The sequence below is a fragment of the Bacillus sp. FSL K6-0069 genome (assembly GCF_038007785.1).
GTDB lineage: Bacteria > Bacillota > Bacilli > Bacillales > Bacillaceae_G > Bacillus_A > Bacillus_A mobilis.
Genome location: NZ_JBBOXN010000004.1, coordinates 1 through 16537, shown reverse-complemented (window position 1 = coordinate 16537; position 16537 = coordinate 1). Strand labels below are relative to the sequence as shown.

Below are 16537 nucleotides of genomic sequence, written 5' to 3'. Positions count from 1 at the left end.
TTTAAAATGTAAATCTTATAAAGTTCCATTCTTCAATTTTGCAAAGCTGAAAAATAATTAAGCATTCCTAGTGTAGATTTTTCATTCATTTTTAGAACATCAAAAATAAATTTTGTCGTTCTTCCCATCAAAACTTTCCATATATTTTTCTTTTTTATTGCTGCTTTTTGCATTCTTACGTTTCAAACGCAAAAAAACCAAACGAGACTTGTATCCGTTCAGCATTGATTTTTGTAATGTGTATAATTTGTTACTTACTTTATAACACAGAAAATTGAAAATGGACGAAAAAAGCCTATTTTATTTTCAGTTCTGAATGATAGCATTCAAAAAGAGCCTAACGGCTCTTAAAATCGATTCTGAGGCTTCTCACAGGTATTCTAGTATTCTACATGTATTGTTCTAAATACAATACTTTTTCGAGTGGATCGATTTTATTTTGATGTACCAATTCTTGAATGTATTGATACAATAAATGTTTTTTATCCCGACCTGTCCTTTTACTTAATTCTGCTTTTTGTTCTTCTGTTAGCACATCATACTTGCTTGTTTGTTTTTCTGATTGAACTGCTTTTACACGCTTGAGCATATTTTCATGTAATTCTTTAACGGCTTTTTCTCGCTGCTCTTTCGTTCCTGCTTCATTTTTGTATGAATAATCATTTTCAATTTGCATCAAGTTCGCATACATTCGTGTATCGTCCCATTCATAAAATCCGTCGGTCGTCTTTTTGGGATCTTGTGCTCGTTTGGTTTTCATCACGTTTTCATCTCGATATCGAAACATATTTCTGATTTTCTTTCTTGCTTTTGTAAAAGAATCATAATATGAAAGATACGGTTTCATAACATCTTCCCTCAAATCACCTGTAACCCCTTTCGCTTTCAATTCTACGAGTTCCCCAATCCTTTCAGATACATTTGTATTTAAATCCTTAAAATACGTCTTAATACGGCTATAATTCACCACATCCGTTTGATTAAATAATATTTTCAAAGCAAGATATCCTTTTATACTTTCATAAACCGCCAAATAATCTTGAAAATATGTATGGAATCCCTCCACCGTGTATAAAGTAGTTCTATCAACTAAATGTTCCGAAGAATTCAATAAAATTTCTAAATAGCGATCATTTTCTTCTCCAAGTCTCTCAAAACATTTATCTTTCAATTCAATTCTGCGCAAATATTCTTGTGTATTTTCATTCGTTAATTGTTTTTTATTAACTTGAACATACTCTTTCTTCTCATAATCAAAATAAAAATTCTTTTCATCACGAAACACAACATTCATTTGTTCATATCGTTCATCATTTGCTTTAATCGAAACTTTATTGATTGTAAACATTACATCCACGATCCCAAACATCTTTTCTTCTTTTTCTGTTTTCAAAACCCAAAAAAAGCCTTTTGGCGGCAAAATTTTTTTCTCTTTAAATGTTGCTACATTCATCAATTCCCGTTCATCAAGAGACGGAAATGTATAAATTGCATTTGGTACATCAAACTTGATGAATTCTTTTACATCTTCAATCCCCATGATTTCTTTAAATCTAAAATGTGAAGGTACATCAACAAATTCCAACTCAAATTCTTTTTTTACAAATGTATCTAACATTCTTGAAATCAAAGTTTCTAATTCTAGCGATTGTATTTCTTCCTCTGTTACAAACTGCATAGTATCACCCCTCACGGGCAATATACATAAAAAAGGAGAATAAGCAATGACAAAAATTGATTTTCATAATGTTGATTTTACAAAGATAACAATTATAGATAACTATAACTATCATAATGAAGATTATCATTCCTATAATCTCGAATTTCGTGTACAAGAGCATCCAAACGAACGCTTTCTCGTATGCATTGACATATGGGGAGATGAATGGAGCATAAAGCCCTTCTATCAAATGAAAGCAAAAACAAAATATATATTAGATGATGAACTCAAAGAGAAATTCAAAAATGGTTTAAAAAAAGTCCTTTCTCTTTCCTAAGCAATGTAAAAAGGTACTTCCCCCGGTGAAAGGAAGTACCTATGTAAAAGGATCGATCCATAAAATATATGTAATCCCCTAATACATTAGAAAGTTGTACATTACATTGTTTTTGAGAGGTAAATCTAATAAAAACAACGACAATAAACACAAAAACTTTAAAAGAAAAAGATAAAACCGTGGATGCTGAACCGCCCACACCAGGTTGAATTGAAATAAAAAGACATTTCAATTCTTTTTGTTAGAATCATATATTGTTTTCTTTTAATGGGAAAGTTGATGAGACCCTTTTTTTTATGCGAAAATGCCTCTGAAGAATTTTGACATAAAGCTATATGGCTCTAAGGTTCAAGGCTCTTTTTTGGTATCGATTAAAAGGTGGACTGATAACTAAAGACTTGTCAAAAATCTATTCCTTATCAGTACATGTTTTAATCGATACTAAAAAACACCCCTAATCCCATATGGCTCTAAGGATAGTGGCGTTTTTCTTCAAAGGCATTTTATTCTTTTTTAATCCAAATGTAAATTTGTTCTCCACGCTTTTCAGATTGCTTCAATCCAATCGCTTTCGCAACTTTTTTTGATAATCTAACTCGTGAATATCCTTCATTTTCAAAAGAAACTTTGAAATTCTCATAGATTGCATCTAATTCATTGTCGAACAAATTTCGCTTAACAATTGCTTCTTTTTCTTTCGAATACACATTGAATTGTTCTTTTTTCGTTTTCGCTTTTAGGTTTTCTTCTTTGATATATTTGTTTTTTCTTATCATTTGTTTTGCGTATTCTTCCATATAAGTCATTGCATCTTCTACTTTTTTACGAACTTTTCTTTTGGTTATTGAAACAATTGGCTTGTCTGTTTTGATTTGATCGTTCGGAAATACTTCCCTTGCCTTTTCCAAACCGAAAGATGCGGCAATATATTCAAAATCAACTTGTGATTTTTTGAACTTGATTTTTTTAATGGTTTTTACCATCTCTTCCGCTTCATTCGCTACGTCTTCAAACATTGGAAGGCAATAATAATTGATAGCTTGTTTATCTTTTTCAAAGCGTTTGTATAATGTTTCAGGGACATCAGAGTAATGCAATTTCTTTACAAAACCTAATAGTGCCAACAAATTTATATACCTTACGGCTGATGTTCGTGACATTTCGAATTCTCTAGCAATGTAGTCATATGACACAAAGAAAATTGGTTTGTTTTCATACGACCAGTTCTTATTTATAGGCGTTCCCAACACATACATTATCATTTCTTTTAATATTTTTTTGATTGGTCTTGTTATATATGAATACAAATTCGGATAAGGAGACAATTTTTCTGTAAAACACTCTAAATTACTTTTGATCCACTTTGTATTTAACGTTAATTCTTGATACTTTTCTTTCTGATATGCATCCATATCTAATGTTACACCCAGTTTTTGAGCTAGAAAATCAACAGTTTGTGAGAATGTTACGTGTTGTTCTGGTGTCGAAAGTGTTTCCATCGCAACATCAATCACACTTCTATATTGTTTTGCACAGTTACTAGAGTAACAAAAATACATCTTTTTCCCGTCTCTCATTTCATATAAAGTCGCTGATGGATTGACATCATTATGAAAATGACAACAAAATGTATGTTCCATGTTTTCGAATTCTTCATTTTCAAAGAAATCACTGAATGATTTTTCTTTGATTTCTTCTACAAATTCAACGAAAGACATTGTTTCTTTTGATAAAGTCACATCAAATTCTTCTTTTAATTTTAATGGTGTTGTCTTCTTCATTGTTTTTGGTTCATCGTTCGGCAATAACATTTGATGCATCTCGATATGTTTCTCTGAAACATTTAATTCAAGATGATTGATTAACTCGTCTTGTGTATATGTAATCCATTCCCCATTACTGTTTTGTTTACCCCAATTGATTACTTGTACAAAGAAGGGATCTTCTGTTTCTTTCAAATGATAGAAATAAGGCAAACGAAGAATGCGAGCCATATCAGTGACCACTGGATCAGAACCAAATTTACGAATCAATGCTTCTTGTATCTCTTTGTAACGACTTTTTATCCCGTTTCTGATGACAAAATAAATATGAAAACCGTTTTTCGTTTCTACAATTAAAGCCGTTTCTAATTCTTTTTTGAACTGTTTAAGAAAATCAGCTTTCAATTCTTTTATTCTTTCATTTGTTCGAAACGCTTTGACCGTATACCTTACTATATTTCCTTCTTTATCTTTATTCTCTGTAATGGTGATACGTTTAAATTCAGTCCCGATTTCTTGAGACCATTTATCCCGTTGCACTTCTGCTTCTTCTATTGTTTTGAATTGACGAGTTTCTTTCCCTTTGTCCCAATCGACAACTTGTACTAATGGATTCACTACGCCTTTTCTTTTACGATGAATTGCGAAAAATGGTGCAACTCCATCTTCATTTTCTGTTTTAAAATATTTTAATGCGGGTTTCCCCTTTATCTTTACGTACATATTCAAATTCGCAATTGTTTCTTCTTCGATTTCCGCAACACTTTTCGTTCCTGCTGCGATCCAATTCGTAACATCATGGATGAAAAACATCTCAATTTTTTGTTCTTTCGAAAATCCTATTCTTGTTAAAAAATTGACTAATAGATTCGTATTTTCTTGAATTTCTTTCTTATCAAATGACCACTTTATCACTTGATTTTTACGTTTTTTTACAATGTTTTCTTGTAAAACCATACACCAATCACCTCTCTTTTATATAAAGAGAGAAAAAGAAATTTATCTTTCTTCGTCCGTACTTTTTCTTGACTTTCCTACTTAAATATATAAAAATAAAAGTAGGAAATTTCATTTAAAAAGTTAATTTTCTCTAAAATAATATTTTTCTCTAAGGCTCCCACAAAGTGCTTCCAACACTAGGGGGCTTTTTTCTTTTTCTCTACTATTACTTTTACACAAATAATCAATTTTTGCTAGATTTTTTTCACTTTTCCTGTCGATCCAACGTTAGTTATGACAATGAAAAACGTAATGAATAGTTTGATTATAAAGCGATTGGAAAAGCATAGGAATGCACGAAGTGCGGTCATGACTCGCTTGTCCTAGCGGTTTATAATCAAATCTATGAAAGTAGTGTTCATTCCCCTTTAAATAGCTTCTGAAATCTACTTCTATTTTTATAATTCTCATAAGCTTTGATCATTCTAGGAAATGCCTCTTCTACTTTAGAATCAAAATATGCTTTGTATTTTTGCTCTGGCATGTGAGAGTATATTCCACCTATGAATTTTTGTCCGTCTAAATCAATTTCTATCGTCATCTTTTCGCTATTACATTTATTTTGTTCAAACATATCTTTCCACCACAATGAAACATCTATTGATATGATTGGATTCTTTAATCCCTCTACCCATAATTCATCATCTATTTGATTCGTTGCAGCAAAGCTAAAATATATGAATGCATGATCACAGTCACAATGTATGTATTTACATTGTTCAAATAACGAATCTATTTTTTCCTGTTCTATGAATGGAAAATCTTCATCTTCCATTATCAAACCATCAACAAATTTTTGCCCTACTTCTAATTGTTGAGCGACTTCTAATAATTTTGATTCATTGTTTCTTATTTGTTTACATACATATTTAGGTAAATAAAAATCCGAGTAATCGAAGTATTGTTCCTCTATTTTGTACTCAATCTCAGCCGTGATCGCATCATTTTGTATTTCATCCCAATAAGTAACCTCTAGTAACAATTGATTTTCACAACCATAGGCATAAGACAAATGAAATTTACAAATAGGTTCATCCCCCATCCCATCACCCCTTTTCTATAAAAAGAACTTAATTTTCAACCAAACATTTTCGACATGCTATATATTTTAAATTCCCTTGTTTCTAGCATTTGAGGAATCAATTCTTCTTCAAATCGCTTTTTAAAGTAAGGATATACTTCTTTCCCTTCTTCAATTTCGTAATACCCAATAATTTCTTTAACATCATAAGCCAATTCAATATACATATCTTCTAATGTTAACGGTTTGCTCGTAGAAAGTTTTGAAACACTTTCGTCTCTCACGAAACAATAGATCCTAATTCCTTTTAAACTCGAAAACTCTCGCTCTAATTTGTTTGTATTTAAGAAAAAGAAGCGTGGATCTAAGTCTTCACCTGTTTCTACATGCAGATGGATACATTGTTCTAATAACCGATCAACTTGCTCTTTTGTTATGTTCGGACGGTATTCATCCTCTTTCAAAACACCATTCTCAACCATTTGCCCTACTTTCAACGAATCTGAGAATGTACATATTTCTTCTCCGAAAAATGAAAACAATTCACGAAAATGATAACGGGCGAACTGTGTTTCATCATCTTCAATTTCGAACTTTTTCTCATCACGATTGAAATATCTCGTAGCTTTTTCATAATAATTTTCTTCATCGTCACAATGACTAAATGCTTCAAGCTCAATCATTAATTTATCTGGGTGTCCACCTTCGAAATACATTGTATAAGAAATTTTGTCACGTTTTTCTTCTTCTGTTAACAAGTCGTCCGGAATGTCCAAATCCATACGAATTAAACCTTCAATCAATTCTCCAATTCTTTCATCATTTCGTTCTGCGATTCGCTCTAATGCTTCCCATTCTCGTTCTTCCAAATTCAAAGTGATTCTTCTTTTCTTTTCAGTCATTACAAACACCCCTTTGTTTTATTTGTTTTATTTGTTTTTCGTTCGTTCGATTCTTCTACGACCTTTTTTGCTTTGAAATAGTAATAATTCATTTCGGCAAATGTCTCCGCAGCATTCATTTTTGTCTTGTAATACTCGAATTGCTCCAATTCTTCTACTGTAAGATTCTTTAATGTTGGAAAACGAATTACATCACCCATTTTTCATTTCTCCTTTAAAGAAAGATGTTTTCGAACTTCTTCTAAAAATTGTTCTTCTGTAATTTCGTTATTTAAACATTTAGAAACAAGTTTGTCATGAGTTTTCATGATGGTAATGTTTTCTACTTCTAAAGAAGCTTTCGCTCCTTTCATAGCTGCATCAATTTGTTTTTTTATGACCACGAAATGTTCACCAGGTCTTTGTTTACTTCTTCATCGCTGATCATAAGATACTTTCTTGTTTCGCTGCTGCTTCGATGCCCCAAGAATTCTTGTGTTTTCACGATGTCCCGTGTTTTTTGATAAAAATGGTATGCTGCCGTTTTGCGCATCACGTGAGTTGATACAAATCTTTTGTCTAATCCAATCATATCAGCCGCCCACTTCATTTGCTTATGCACCCATTGGCGTTTAATAGGAAACAATAATTGATCATCTTGCATGTATTCCGTGTACGCCTCAACCTTCCTACGACAAGAATCGTTCAAAGCCAAGATTTTATATTTTCCCGTCTTTTTCGTCTTAATCCTTACGATCCCATTTGTAATATCGGATTTTCTAAGAGAAAGAATGTCCGATATTCGAAGGGCTGTCGATAAGCCCAATTCAAATAGTAGAGAATCCCTAAATCCGTTTTCCCTGCTCGCTAAAACCTCAAGCATTTCTTTTACTTTTTGCATATCTCTGATTGGCTCACAAATGTTTCTTTCTGCCATGCTAAAACGCCCCCTTTTTGTAGCTTTTTGGCTACATAAATGTTATACACGTAAAAAATAAAAAGTCCTTCTTTATTTTAACAATATTTTGCAAGCTACATAAATTATTTTTTGTAGCCTACATATCTAAAAAAATAAAACAAAAACATTTTTTGCTTTGGAAGAAAAACAACCTTTTCTGAACGATGAAAGAAGAAGATACGTCAGAGTTTTGATTTTGCCCGATTTTACGCTATTTTTTCGATTTTGAAAAAATAAATGCTTTTATATTTATTCGAAAAGTATACTTTTTATACATCGAATATATTAGGTATACCGAAGGTATACCATTGAAAATACTAAGGTATATCAAAATTCATTATCATTTTTTTAGTATACTTCAGATAAATGTTGTTATATCAACGTTTTTCAAGATTTCATTGCATTTTCTTCATTCATCGAATAGCATTTTCAACCGCTGCACTTTCAATTTCTTGACCCAAGTTTCGTAATCTTCATGATCTTCAAGATGCTTTATCTTTTCAATAATTAAATTTGAATCATGCGTGACTGGAATTGTAGAATACATACAATCAATCGTTTCGAAAATATCTCCAGTTACTTCATTTTGATGCAAACGAGATTCAATTTGTTTTTCATTATTTAATAGAACAAAAAACGAATCAAATCTACTTCCCTTGTTATGAATAAAATGCTCATAAAATTCTTCTACCTTATTTCCTCGCGGTCTATAAAATTTCGTTCGATGTATATAAATCATAAATTGAAGCATTCCACGTTTTTCTATTGTTATATATTTAAAATCATATTCAATGGGAGTTCCACTTTGAATTTTCCGCCAAAAAGCAAATACATCACACGGTTGATACGTTTTCACATACATAACAACACTCCATTATTGTATACTTTTTACACAATAAAGATTCTAAGTATACAACGTGTATACCATTGGTATATCAATGGTATACTACGTTAAATACTTATCGATTCATGTATACTTTTTATTCGGTTTTTGATTCTTCTTTTTGCACAGGTTTTTGATTTCGATCCTTTTTATTTCCCGTTCCAGTAGGCGCTTTTTTCTTATCTTCTTTTACTGCTGCCGTTGTTGTTTTTTCTTCTTTCTCTTTCACAGGTTCTTCTTTCTCTTCTTCAGCTGGCTTTTGCTCTTGTTTTTCTTCTGTTTTTTCGTTCGTTTGTTCATTTCGAATTTGATTGATTTGTTCGATATGTTTTTGATTCAATTCATTTACTAATTGCATATGTTCATTTTTCAAGCGAAGTTCCGTCATTTCAATATCTTTTTTCGAATCCTCTTTTAACTTTTCGATCTCTTTCGTTTGTTCGATTGTTTGTTTCGTCAGTTGTTCTTTTTCTTTCTTTAATTCTTTGTTTTCTTCTACTGATTTTTCGTTCTTTTCGACCGCATTTTTTAGTTTTTCGTTTTCTTTGTCTTTAATATCAACGAGTTCACGATACATATCTAAACTCTTTGTTCTTTCTTCTAATTTATCTTTCACTTTTTTCGATTCTGTTTTTTCTTCTTTCAGCTGCTCTTTCAATTTCTTGATTTCTTCTTGTTGTTCTTTCGCTTTTGCATCAAGTTCTTCTTTTTGTTCTTTCATTTCCGCTTCTAACTCTTCTTTTTGTTGCGCTGCTGCTTCACGTTCTGTTTTTAATTCCTCTGTCAGTTTTGCATTTTCTTCTTTCAAAGCAACCGTTTTGTTATTCAAAACGTTTTTCGAACGCTCTACCATGTTATTCAAAAGCGTATAAATTCGAACCGTATGTTGATTAATTTCTTCAATATCATTGGCAAATCCCAATTCATCTACGCCATCTTCCACAAACTCTTTCTTCATATAATCAATAAGAAATGGCAAAATCTCTTTCCCTGTTTTCCCCGAAGCTTTAATAAGCCCCTGTAATTCTGCAACATCTTCTGAATTTCCCTTGATTTGTACTTTTTCACTCATTATAAATCCCTCCTATTTTTTAAAAGCCGTTCTTTTTCGTAACCCTTATATTATCTATACTTTATTATTGCACAAAATCCTCCTTTTTGGTATACCGTTTTCAACACTTTTTCAAATATTTATTTTAAGTATACCCCAGTATTATCAACGGTATACCACTGGTATACCGAATTTTGTCGAAATGTTTTTATGTATACTTTTCAAATAAAAAAGACGAATCATTTTTTCGTCTTTTTACAAAAAGTTAGATTGATAAAGCCTTTTTTCTGTTGATTTATGTACATTTCGTTCATCATTTTTTTGATTTCTTTTAATTCTTCTAAGATTTCTTGCTGCAAATCTCGATTTTTTTGTTCTTTTTCTTCTATATGTTCGGTCGGCTCTTTCGATCCTTGCCATTCTTTCACAACTTCTATCGCCGCTTCGCTTCTTCTTCTCCCTCGGATCATTAATCCTCGCATCTTTTGAATCATTCGAAATTCAGTTTCCGTGTATGCCTTTTTACCATTCATTCCTTTTCGAAATACATGTCCTGCTTGCTCCAAATCCTTTCCGTACAGAGACAGATTAGCTTGCTTCATATTCAATTTTTTTGCTATCTCATTTAAATCCATATGTTCCCCCATATTTTCACCTCTTTCCCCTTCTCTTCTACCAAAAAAGATGATTTTGTAAAGGAAAGAACAATGCCTTTATTCTTTTTATGAAAATTAAGATATGAATATTGAATTCTATTTATGTATATACTAAGACTTAATGATATAAGAAGCATTTGCAACAACACGGATTGTAAATAGCAGAGTAAATCCTTTTCTCAAAACGTAACACCTCATTTTATATGAACTGTATGGATTGTAAACTTTTTAAAGCATTCGATTTCGTGCTTCAGTATGATTTGTTTTATATGAACTATACGGATTGGAAATCAATTTTTTTGTTGTAACAATTAAAAAAAGACGCTTTCGCATCTTTTAAAATATCAACCGTAATCGAAGTGTTTTATCTGTACGGATGAATTCATCCAATTGTTTTATCACATTTTTATTTTTTAATTGTGATCGTGCCGCATCAAACATAATATATTCAAACCAATTTTTCGTCCCCATGAATTGTTTAGCTTTTATAAAAGGATGTCTCAATCCCATTATTTTCGTATATGTTGTGAGAAAATGAAAACAATCTGTAAGTTTTGTTTCTATCTTAAATCTAAACATCACAACTCCCTTATTTACTTTAGGATTAGGAATTCTTTTTTTAGTAAAATCATCTATGATTATATTTTCCACTGACCAATATTGTTGGTTTTGTAAGAATAGTGCATATCCATACAGCTTTTGACTTTTCTCTTTTAAATAATCTATGAAAAAGGACGCGAGTTCTTTTCTTCTCATTGGAAGATGTAAATGCAAATCTTCTTCTTTTAGAAAGATTGTTTCATTCATCTCCTTACATCCTTCGATTAGCGAATTTAACAACCTATCTATCGCTCGAATTGAATATTCTGCCGGAACAGAAACAACATTCTTTTGATCCGTGTTTTTATATGTAAAAACAAATTCGATTGCATCTACATCTTTCGGCTTGCGCATCAAAATATTCGTATCTTTATTAATTTCAATCACGTTCTCACCTCATTCCTTCTATGTTTTACCACAAAAAAATGAGTTTTCAAGAACAAAATCACTTATGATTCATACAATGTAGTCTCCAAATTATTAGCTCCTTGGATTTTTGGATTGGAAACCCAAGACCAAGGGCATACCAAGGGTATACCATCGGTATACCCTTTTATTTTGTTTTAATTTTAGGTATACAAAATAGACAAATTCCACATGTGCTTATTAGAGAATATATAATTATTGTTTGGTTTCTTTTTTGAGGTTTTGTAATGCTTCGTGAGACAGTCCTTCACCATAAAAACAGATATGAAAATCGTTATGGGAAAGCGATGTGGGGGACTCTTTTTACATAGACAATCTACGTTTCTTATAAGGGGTAGCGTCAGGGAAATGCGGATTTACAACGGTAAGCATTTGATACAAGTCTTATGAGACAGTCAGAAGTCATTTAAAACGCTAATTTCATTATGTCTCAATAAACTCTACTCTATTGGAATTGTGAAGTGATACACTTAAACTAACGTACGCAGGTTTGTTGAATAAGGACTTCAAAAAATACCCTTAATTAAGCTAAAAAGTCCTTCTCTTTATTAAGAAGGACTTTTTTATGTGTTATTCCATTGTCTCATTCATTGTAATAGTTTCGCTTGCTTCATGACCAGATTCTCCATGTCCTGGTCCAAACAAATTCAATATTACAACTCCTACAAGAATCAGTGTTATTCCTGCAATGCTAGCCATGTTAAGTTTTTCCTTCCAAACTAAAACTGAAATTACTGTAGTCAAAACAAGTCCTAAACCTGCCCATAATGCATATGCAGTGTTTAAGGGGATTGTTTTTAGCGACAAGGATAAAAAGAAAAAACAACCAACGAAAGCTATTATTACCCCTATTGTAGGATAGAGTTTTGAAAAGCCTTCAGATGCTTTTAATAGGGAAGAGCCAATAATCTCCCCCACTATTGCAAGTGCTAAATATAGATATGACATTATTCGTCCTCCTGAATCATGTTTATTAGTTCATCAAAAACTTGTGTTTTTAGTTCTTCATTTAATGGTGCCATTCCAAATATTTCTGAAAACCAAAGACCATCTATGGATAATCTTGTAATTGTTATTTTGACAGGATCAATTCCATCAGTTATTAACTTTGTATGCAAAATATCGTATCTCTGCCGGAATTCATCTAATAAATCTGGATTAATAAACATAGCAGCCATTAGTGCGGAATTTAGATTATTGTTTTCTAAATCGGAAAATGTAGATTTAAGATAAGCCCTATTCCATTTTCCTATTGCGTTATCATCGTCGTTATTAACTAACGTATTAATGCATTCGAAATAATTATTTGTCCAATCTTCCACCATTCCTTTAATTAATGCTTCCTTGCTAGGAAAATGGTATAATAATCCACCTTTACTCACGCCAGCTCTTTGGGCGACTGCCTCTAATGTGAGTTTGACAACTCCTTCTTCTTTTACAATTTCAGATGCAGCAATCAATATATTTTTTTTCTTATTAGCATGCTTTGAAATAGACATAATAACCTCCATAACTTAGATACATATAATATACCTTCTGGACGGTTTTTTTGTCAATCGAATTAAAGCTCTTATTTAATATCACTCTTTCACATAAAAATAATCCAATAAATTAATCTAAAGATTGTGAAGAAATGTACTTAAAGTAAAGGGAGCTTTAGTTCAACAGTCGATTTCTTAAAATCGGCTTTATTTATGGGTGAAAATTACATTACCGTTGTAAATCCGCATTTTCAGGACTCTACCCCTATAAAGAATACATAAGATGTATTCCACTACTTAAATTCTCTTGTGACAGCCTGGAAACTGTTTTAAAGAGACAGAAAAACCCGTTCTCACGAACGGGTTTTTGGAATTTGAAAAAACAAAAAAGATCTCACGATTTTTTTGTTTTTTCAAATTTACTTATTAAATAGACGTTGGAAAAATGATTTATTTTGTTCCTGTTTTTTCTGTTCCACAGTTTCTTTCAAACGATCATCGAATGATTTTATGTTTCTGTTAATCTTATTTAAAATTTCTTCTTGTTCTGTCTGTTTTTCGATTTGTTCTGTTTTTTCTTTTACTTCTTCCAATAGATTCTTTAATTTTTCATTCTCTGACGTTTTATCTTCTAGTTGTTTCTTGATTAATCCCGATTCTAACAACAATTGATCGCTTTTTTCCGAGACGTTTTTTTCTGTTTGGCTCAATTGTAATTGCAATATTTCACTCAATCTTTTATTCTCTTCACGTTGCTCTAACAATTCACTTTTTACGTCCTGCAACTCTGTCATAAGTGGTTTAATTGTATTTGCTGCAACTTCCATCATCACTTCTTGCATCATTAGTTTGAATTTCTCTTCATCCTGCACCGTTGAACGCTCTATTTCAGCCGTTTGATGTTCACGAACGGTTGGTGTTTGCGATTCGTTATCGCCTGTTCCAAAGCTATTCACAACCGTTCTCGAAGCACTTTCCATACTGACCCCAGCATCTAATAATTTTTTTAATTCCCTGAACGCTTTGCAATCACGTTCATAATATACCCGTTTATTTGTCTCTGTACGCTCGAATTCATAACCCCGATTCTCTAACTCTATACTCCATCTTCTCAGCGTATTTGGGCTAATTTCCAAGTCGTTCGAGACCGTTTTCGCATAATATCCGAATTCGTTCACACTCGTTCACCTCTCTTACTATGTATTTCTATATCAATTATTCTTGTACCTTTATAATACAACAAATAACACTTGCCGTTCACGAACGGCAAGTGTTATTTGTAATGTTTATACTACAAACCTCGTTTTGTTTGCCCTGGGAATCCTGCATATGCTTCGCCGGTCATATTTTGATAATGCTCTGTCACTTCTTGTGGCGAACAATAAAAATTTTCTACAATTCCTAGTCTGAAATGCCCAAGATCAGTGCTACAAGCAAAATAAGCGAGTTCCAAACGTGTTAATTCTCGTGCTGTTCTTCTTCCCTTGTACGTCCCGTCCTTTTGTTGTCTCGGATTATTAATTCTTTTTTTAACTTCTTGATACTTCTGCCAAATCTTCGGATTTTCTTTTGATCTTTCTCGTAAATATTCTTCTGCATCTTTATGTGATCGGAATTTATCCAAATATGAAACAGTTCTTTCCAAAGCAAATCCTTTTCTGAAACTATGCGTACTGAATTTTTTTTGAATGGTCACTTCTTTTTTATTTCCGTCTTTATCTTTGACAGTGATTACTTTTTCTCGTTTCAAATGCTCCGCTGCATCTGAAACTAATTTGTTCACGGATTTTCTTGTTTCCTTGATGCTCAAAAACTTTCCATCCGATTTTCTTGCTACAAATGCACGTGAATTTTCTGCTTTTCCATCAAGCATCTTTGTTAATTCCGTTCGTAATTCTTTATCGATTGGAATTTGTATTACTTCCCTTGTTAATCCGCCCTTATCTTTACGAAACGTTATTTGTCCATCCTGCAACAGTTCTCGTACCTGTCCAACCTTTAGTCCAAGCGTGTTTGAAATACGTCCACCGGACGCCGCTTGCAGTTTTGACGTGACATAAGCGATCCGTCTCATGTTGTGCGGATCGTCCTTCATTCCGTGTCCATCGTTCTTTATATTGTAAAGAACTGAATCAATTTCTTTTCGTGTTGGCGTGATAACGCTGCTCGCTGATGAATAACGCAAGACGTTATTCTCTTTTAACTCTTTTTGTATGGATTCCACGCCTTGCACAACGAAATTTTGCCGATTTGCTGGAACTTTCGTGAACGCTTTTGTTGTTGTAACGGCTGCATTAAACCCCTTGACCGCCGCAATCAATGTTTTGACATTATATGCTTCTTTCATATTGCCAGAATAATAGCTTTCTAGCCGTTTTTGTACATGTTGATCCAAACATCCTGCGATTTTTTTCATATCCGAATACCCATGATCCCGATGCACTTCACGAATAAAACTCTTCATCATTGCTTTATATGTCCCAACGGTGCTATCACTCCATGCTTTCGGCAATTGTCTCCGCATCTCTTTCGCTGTCATTTCCCCATTTGCAACTTTCTCTTCTAATTCTGCTTTCTTTTCTTCCCTAATTTTCGCTTTCACTCGCTGCATCCGATCCAAAGCATCTTCCATTTTCTTTATTGTCTGCGAAACCTTCTTACTATCTTTCTCCATACTTCCCACCCCCTTATATATAAGCATTTTTTATATAAATAACGTTCGTGAACACTAGCCGTTCACGAACAAAAAATCAAGGCAAAACCCAAACATTTTAACTTCCAAAGCAAAAAAATAAATTCAAAAGATTAACTGCAAAATCAAATACAAATGCAAGTTCAAATACAAAAGCAAAACCCAAAACCTTTTTTACTAAGCTTGATGCAAAGAGCAAGAGCGCATCAACCAAGTAAAATTAAGTGTTATTTCTAAGCTTTTTACAGAGAAGAACGCTCTGTAAAAAGCAAGAATAACACCCTCACCAGTAGTGGAAGTACGCCCCTCCTGGTTAAGACGTATATTTTTTTGTTGGATGAAAACCACATCCAACAAAAATAGACGTCGTAACCGTAGGGAGTTCAAGAGCAACTCCATGTTTGTTATTGCGATTACCATCGCAATAACAAACATTCCGCCTAAGGTCAAATGCAACTACATATTTCAGTATCCGTTGCTGCCGCAACGAATACCGAAATATTCCGCCTAGAGCATCTCCATTTTTGTTCATGCGACCGCGGTCGCATGAACAAAAATTTCGACTAAGGCAACTCGTATTTTTCGGTTGTTGGCGGCTTGCTGCACTTGTTTTTGCACACGATCCATATCGTGCGCAAAAACAAATCCGCAATCCTTACAACCGAAAAAACTCGCCCACAACCATAAATCCCGAAATAGCATCTGTCACAATGCAAAGCAATCTCACAATTGAAGCGCCAATTGCCAACGCCAACCGTTCATATGTGTTCACACATGTTCAGTTGTTGCGAATGTTCTTATTTTCCATAAAGCAAAAATAAGATACACGAATTTTCAAGAGTTTAGGCACTCTTACGAGTTGCAAATGACCCGCTGCATATTTTCATATGACCGCCTTGTGACAGTAAATCTAAATCAATAACACTAATCCTTCATTTGGTGATCAATCAAACGGTGTCCTTTCATCTAGTGATCAATTAAATTCAAGTGACATTTTTCATCTCATTTCCTCCATTTCAATTTTTATTTTTTTTGCAACACAAGTTTTACTTTCCAAAATTCATAAGTGACGGACGACTCCAAAAACTAAAGTAACTAACGACCTTTCTTTTTCCCTTTCTATAATTTT

Annotated in this window: 16 protein-coding genes; 1 reads left to right on the top strand and 15 read right to left on the bottom strand. The window is 32.8% G+C overall.

Annotated features, from left to right (window positions below):
- Nucleotides 1-388 precede the first annotated feature (388 nt).
- On the bottom strand, nt 389-1678 hold the full coding sequence (locus MHB74_RS29095; protein WP_061680190.1) for a hypothetical protein: 1290 nt from the start codon (nt 1676-1678) through the stop codon (nt 389-391).
- Between the two features lie 46 nt (nt 1679-1724).
- Between MHB74_RS29095 and MHB74_RS29090 the strand changes: the two genes are divergently transcribed.
- The gene (locus MHB74_RS29090) at nt 1725-1997 is read left to right on the top strand and encodes a hypothetical protein (RefSeq protein WP_000161117.1); all 273 of its coding nucleotides are present in this window, start codon (nt 1725-1727) and stop codon (nt 1995-1997) included.
- Nucleotides 1998-2500: 503 nt separating this feature from the next.
- Here the strand turns inward: MHB74_RS29090 and MHB74_RS29085 are convergent.
- The 14 genes from MHB74_RS29085 to MHB74_RS29020 form a co-directional block, all read right to left on the bottom strand.
- Nucleotides 2501-4717 (bottom strand): hypothetical protein, encoded by a 2217-nt coding sequence (locus tag MHB74_RS29085; protein WP_000244057.1) that lies wholly within the window; start codon nt 4715-4717, stop codon nt 2501-2503.
- Between the two features lie 400 nt (nt 4718-5117).
- Nucleotides 5118-5801, bottom strand: coding sequence for a hypothetical protein (locus MHB74_RS29080; RefSeq protein WP_000502155.1), 684 nt, complete (start codon nt 5799-5801; stop codon nt 5118-5120).
- A 35-nt stretch (nt 5802-5836) separates the two neighbouring features.
- Entirely contained in the window at nt 5837-6682 is an 846-nt protein-coding gene (locus MHB74_RS29075) for a hypothetical protein (RefSeq protein ID WP_000136744.1), read from the bottom strand.
- Nucleotides 6682-6882 (bottom strand): hypothetical protein, encoded by a 201-nt coding sequence (locus tag MHB74_RS29070; RefSeq protein WP_000503063.1) that lies wholly within the window; start codon nt 6880-6882, stop codon nt 6682-6684. Before MHB74_RS29070 ends, MHB74_RS29075 begins: the two co-directional genes overlap by 1 nt.
- A gap of 3 nt (nt 6883-6885) precedes the next feature.
- Nucleotides 6886-7065, bottom strand: a complete 180-nt coding sequence (locus MHB74_RS29065; RefSeq protein WP_000234897.1) for a hypothetical protein — start codon at nt 7063-7065, stop codon at nt 6886-6888.
- Nucleotides 7056-7598, bottom strand: a complete 543-nt coding sequence (locus MHB74_RS29060; protein ID WP_000840842.1) for a tyrosine-type recombinase/integrase — start codon at nt 7596-7598, stop codon at nt 7056-7058. Before MHB74_RS29060 ends, MHB74_RS29065 begins: the two co-directional genes overlap by 10 nt.
- A 430-nt stretch (nt 7599-8028) precedes the next feature.
- Entirely contained in the window at nt 8029-8481 is a 453-nt protein-coding gene (locus tag MHB74_RS29055; RefSeq protein ID WP_000289384.1) for a hypothetical protein, read from the bottom strand.
- 118 nt (nt 8482-8599) lie between these two features.
- A complete protein-coding gene (locus MHB74_RS29050; RefSeq protein ID WP_002019870.1) occupies nt 8600-9574 on the bottom strand; it encodes a hypothetical protein in 975 nt (324 codons plus the stop codon).
- 218 nt (nt 9575-9792) lie between these two features.
- Nucleotides 9793-10200, bottom strand: coding sequence for a hypothetical protein (locus MHB74_RS29045; RefSeq protein ID WP_061680189.1), 408 nt, complete (start codon nt 10198-10200; stop codon nt 9793-9795).
- A gap of 345 nt (nt 10201-10545) precedes the next feature.
- Nucleotides 10546-11196: a hypothetical protein gene (locus MHB74_RS29040; RefSeq protein ID WP_000570062.1), complete on the bottom strand. Its 651-nt coding sequence runs from the start codon at nt 11194-11196 to the stop codon at nt 10546-10548.
- Nucleotides 11197-11805: 609 nt separating this feature from the next.
- A complete protein-coding gene (gene qacH / locus MHB74_RS29035; protein ID WP_000121134.1) occupies nt 11806-12183 on the bottom strand; it encodes a quaternary ammonium compound efflux SMR transporter QacH in 378 nt (125 codons plus the stop codon).
- Complete coding sequence (locus MHB74_RS29030; RefSeq protein ID WP_000028029.1) at nt 12183-12734, bottom strand: TetR/AcrR family transcriptional regulator; 552 nt, start codon at nt 12732-12734, stop codon at nt 12183-12185. Before MHB74_RS29030 ends, qacH begins: the two co-directional genes overlap by 1 nt.
- 401 nt (nt 12735-13135) lie before the next feature.
- A complete protein-coding gene (locus MHB74_RS29025) occupies nt 13136-13894 on the bottom strand; it encodes a MerR family transcriptional regulator (RefSeq protein ID WP_001001713.1) in 759 nt (252 codons plus the stop codon).
- 113 nt (nt 13895-14007) lie between these two features.
- On the bottom strand, nt 14008-15390 hold the full coding sequence (locus MHB74_RS29020; RefSeq protein WP_000409810.1) for a site-specific integrase: 1383 nt from the start codon (nt 15388-15390) through the stop codon (nt 14008-14010).
- Nucleotides 15391-16537 lie beyond the last annotated feature (1147 nt).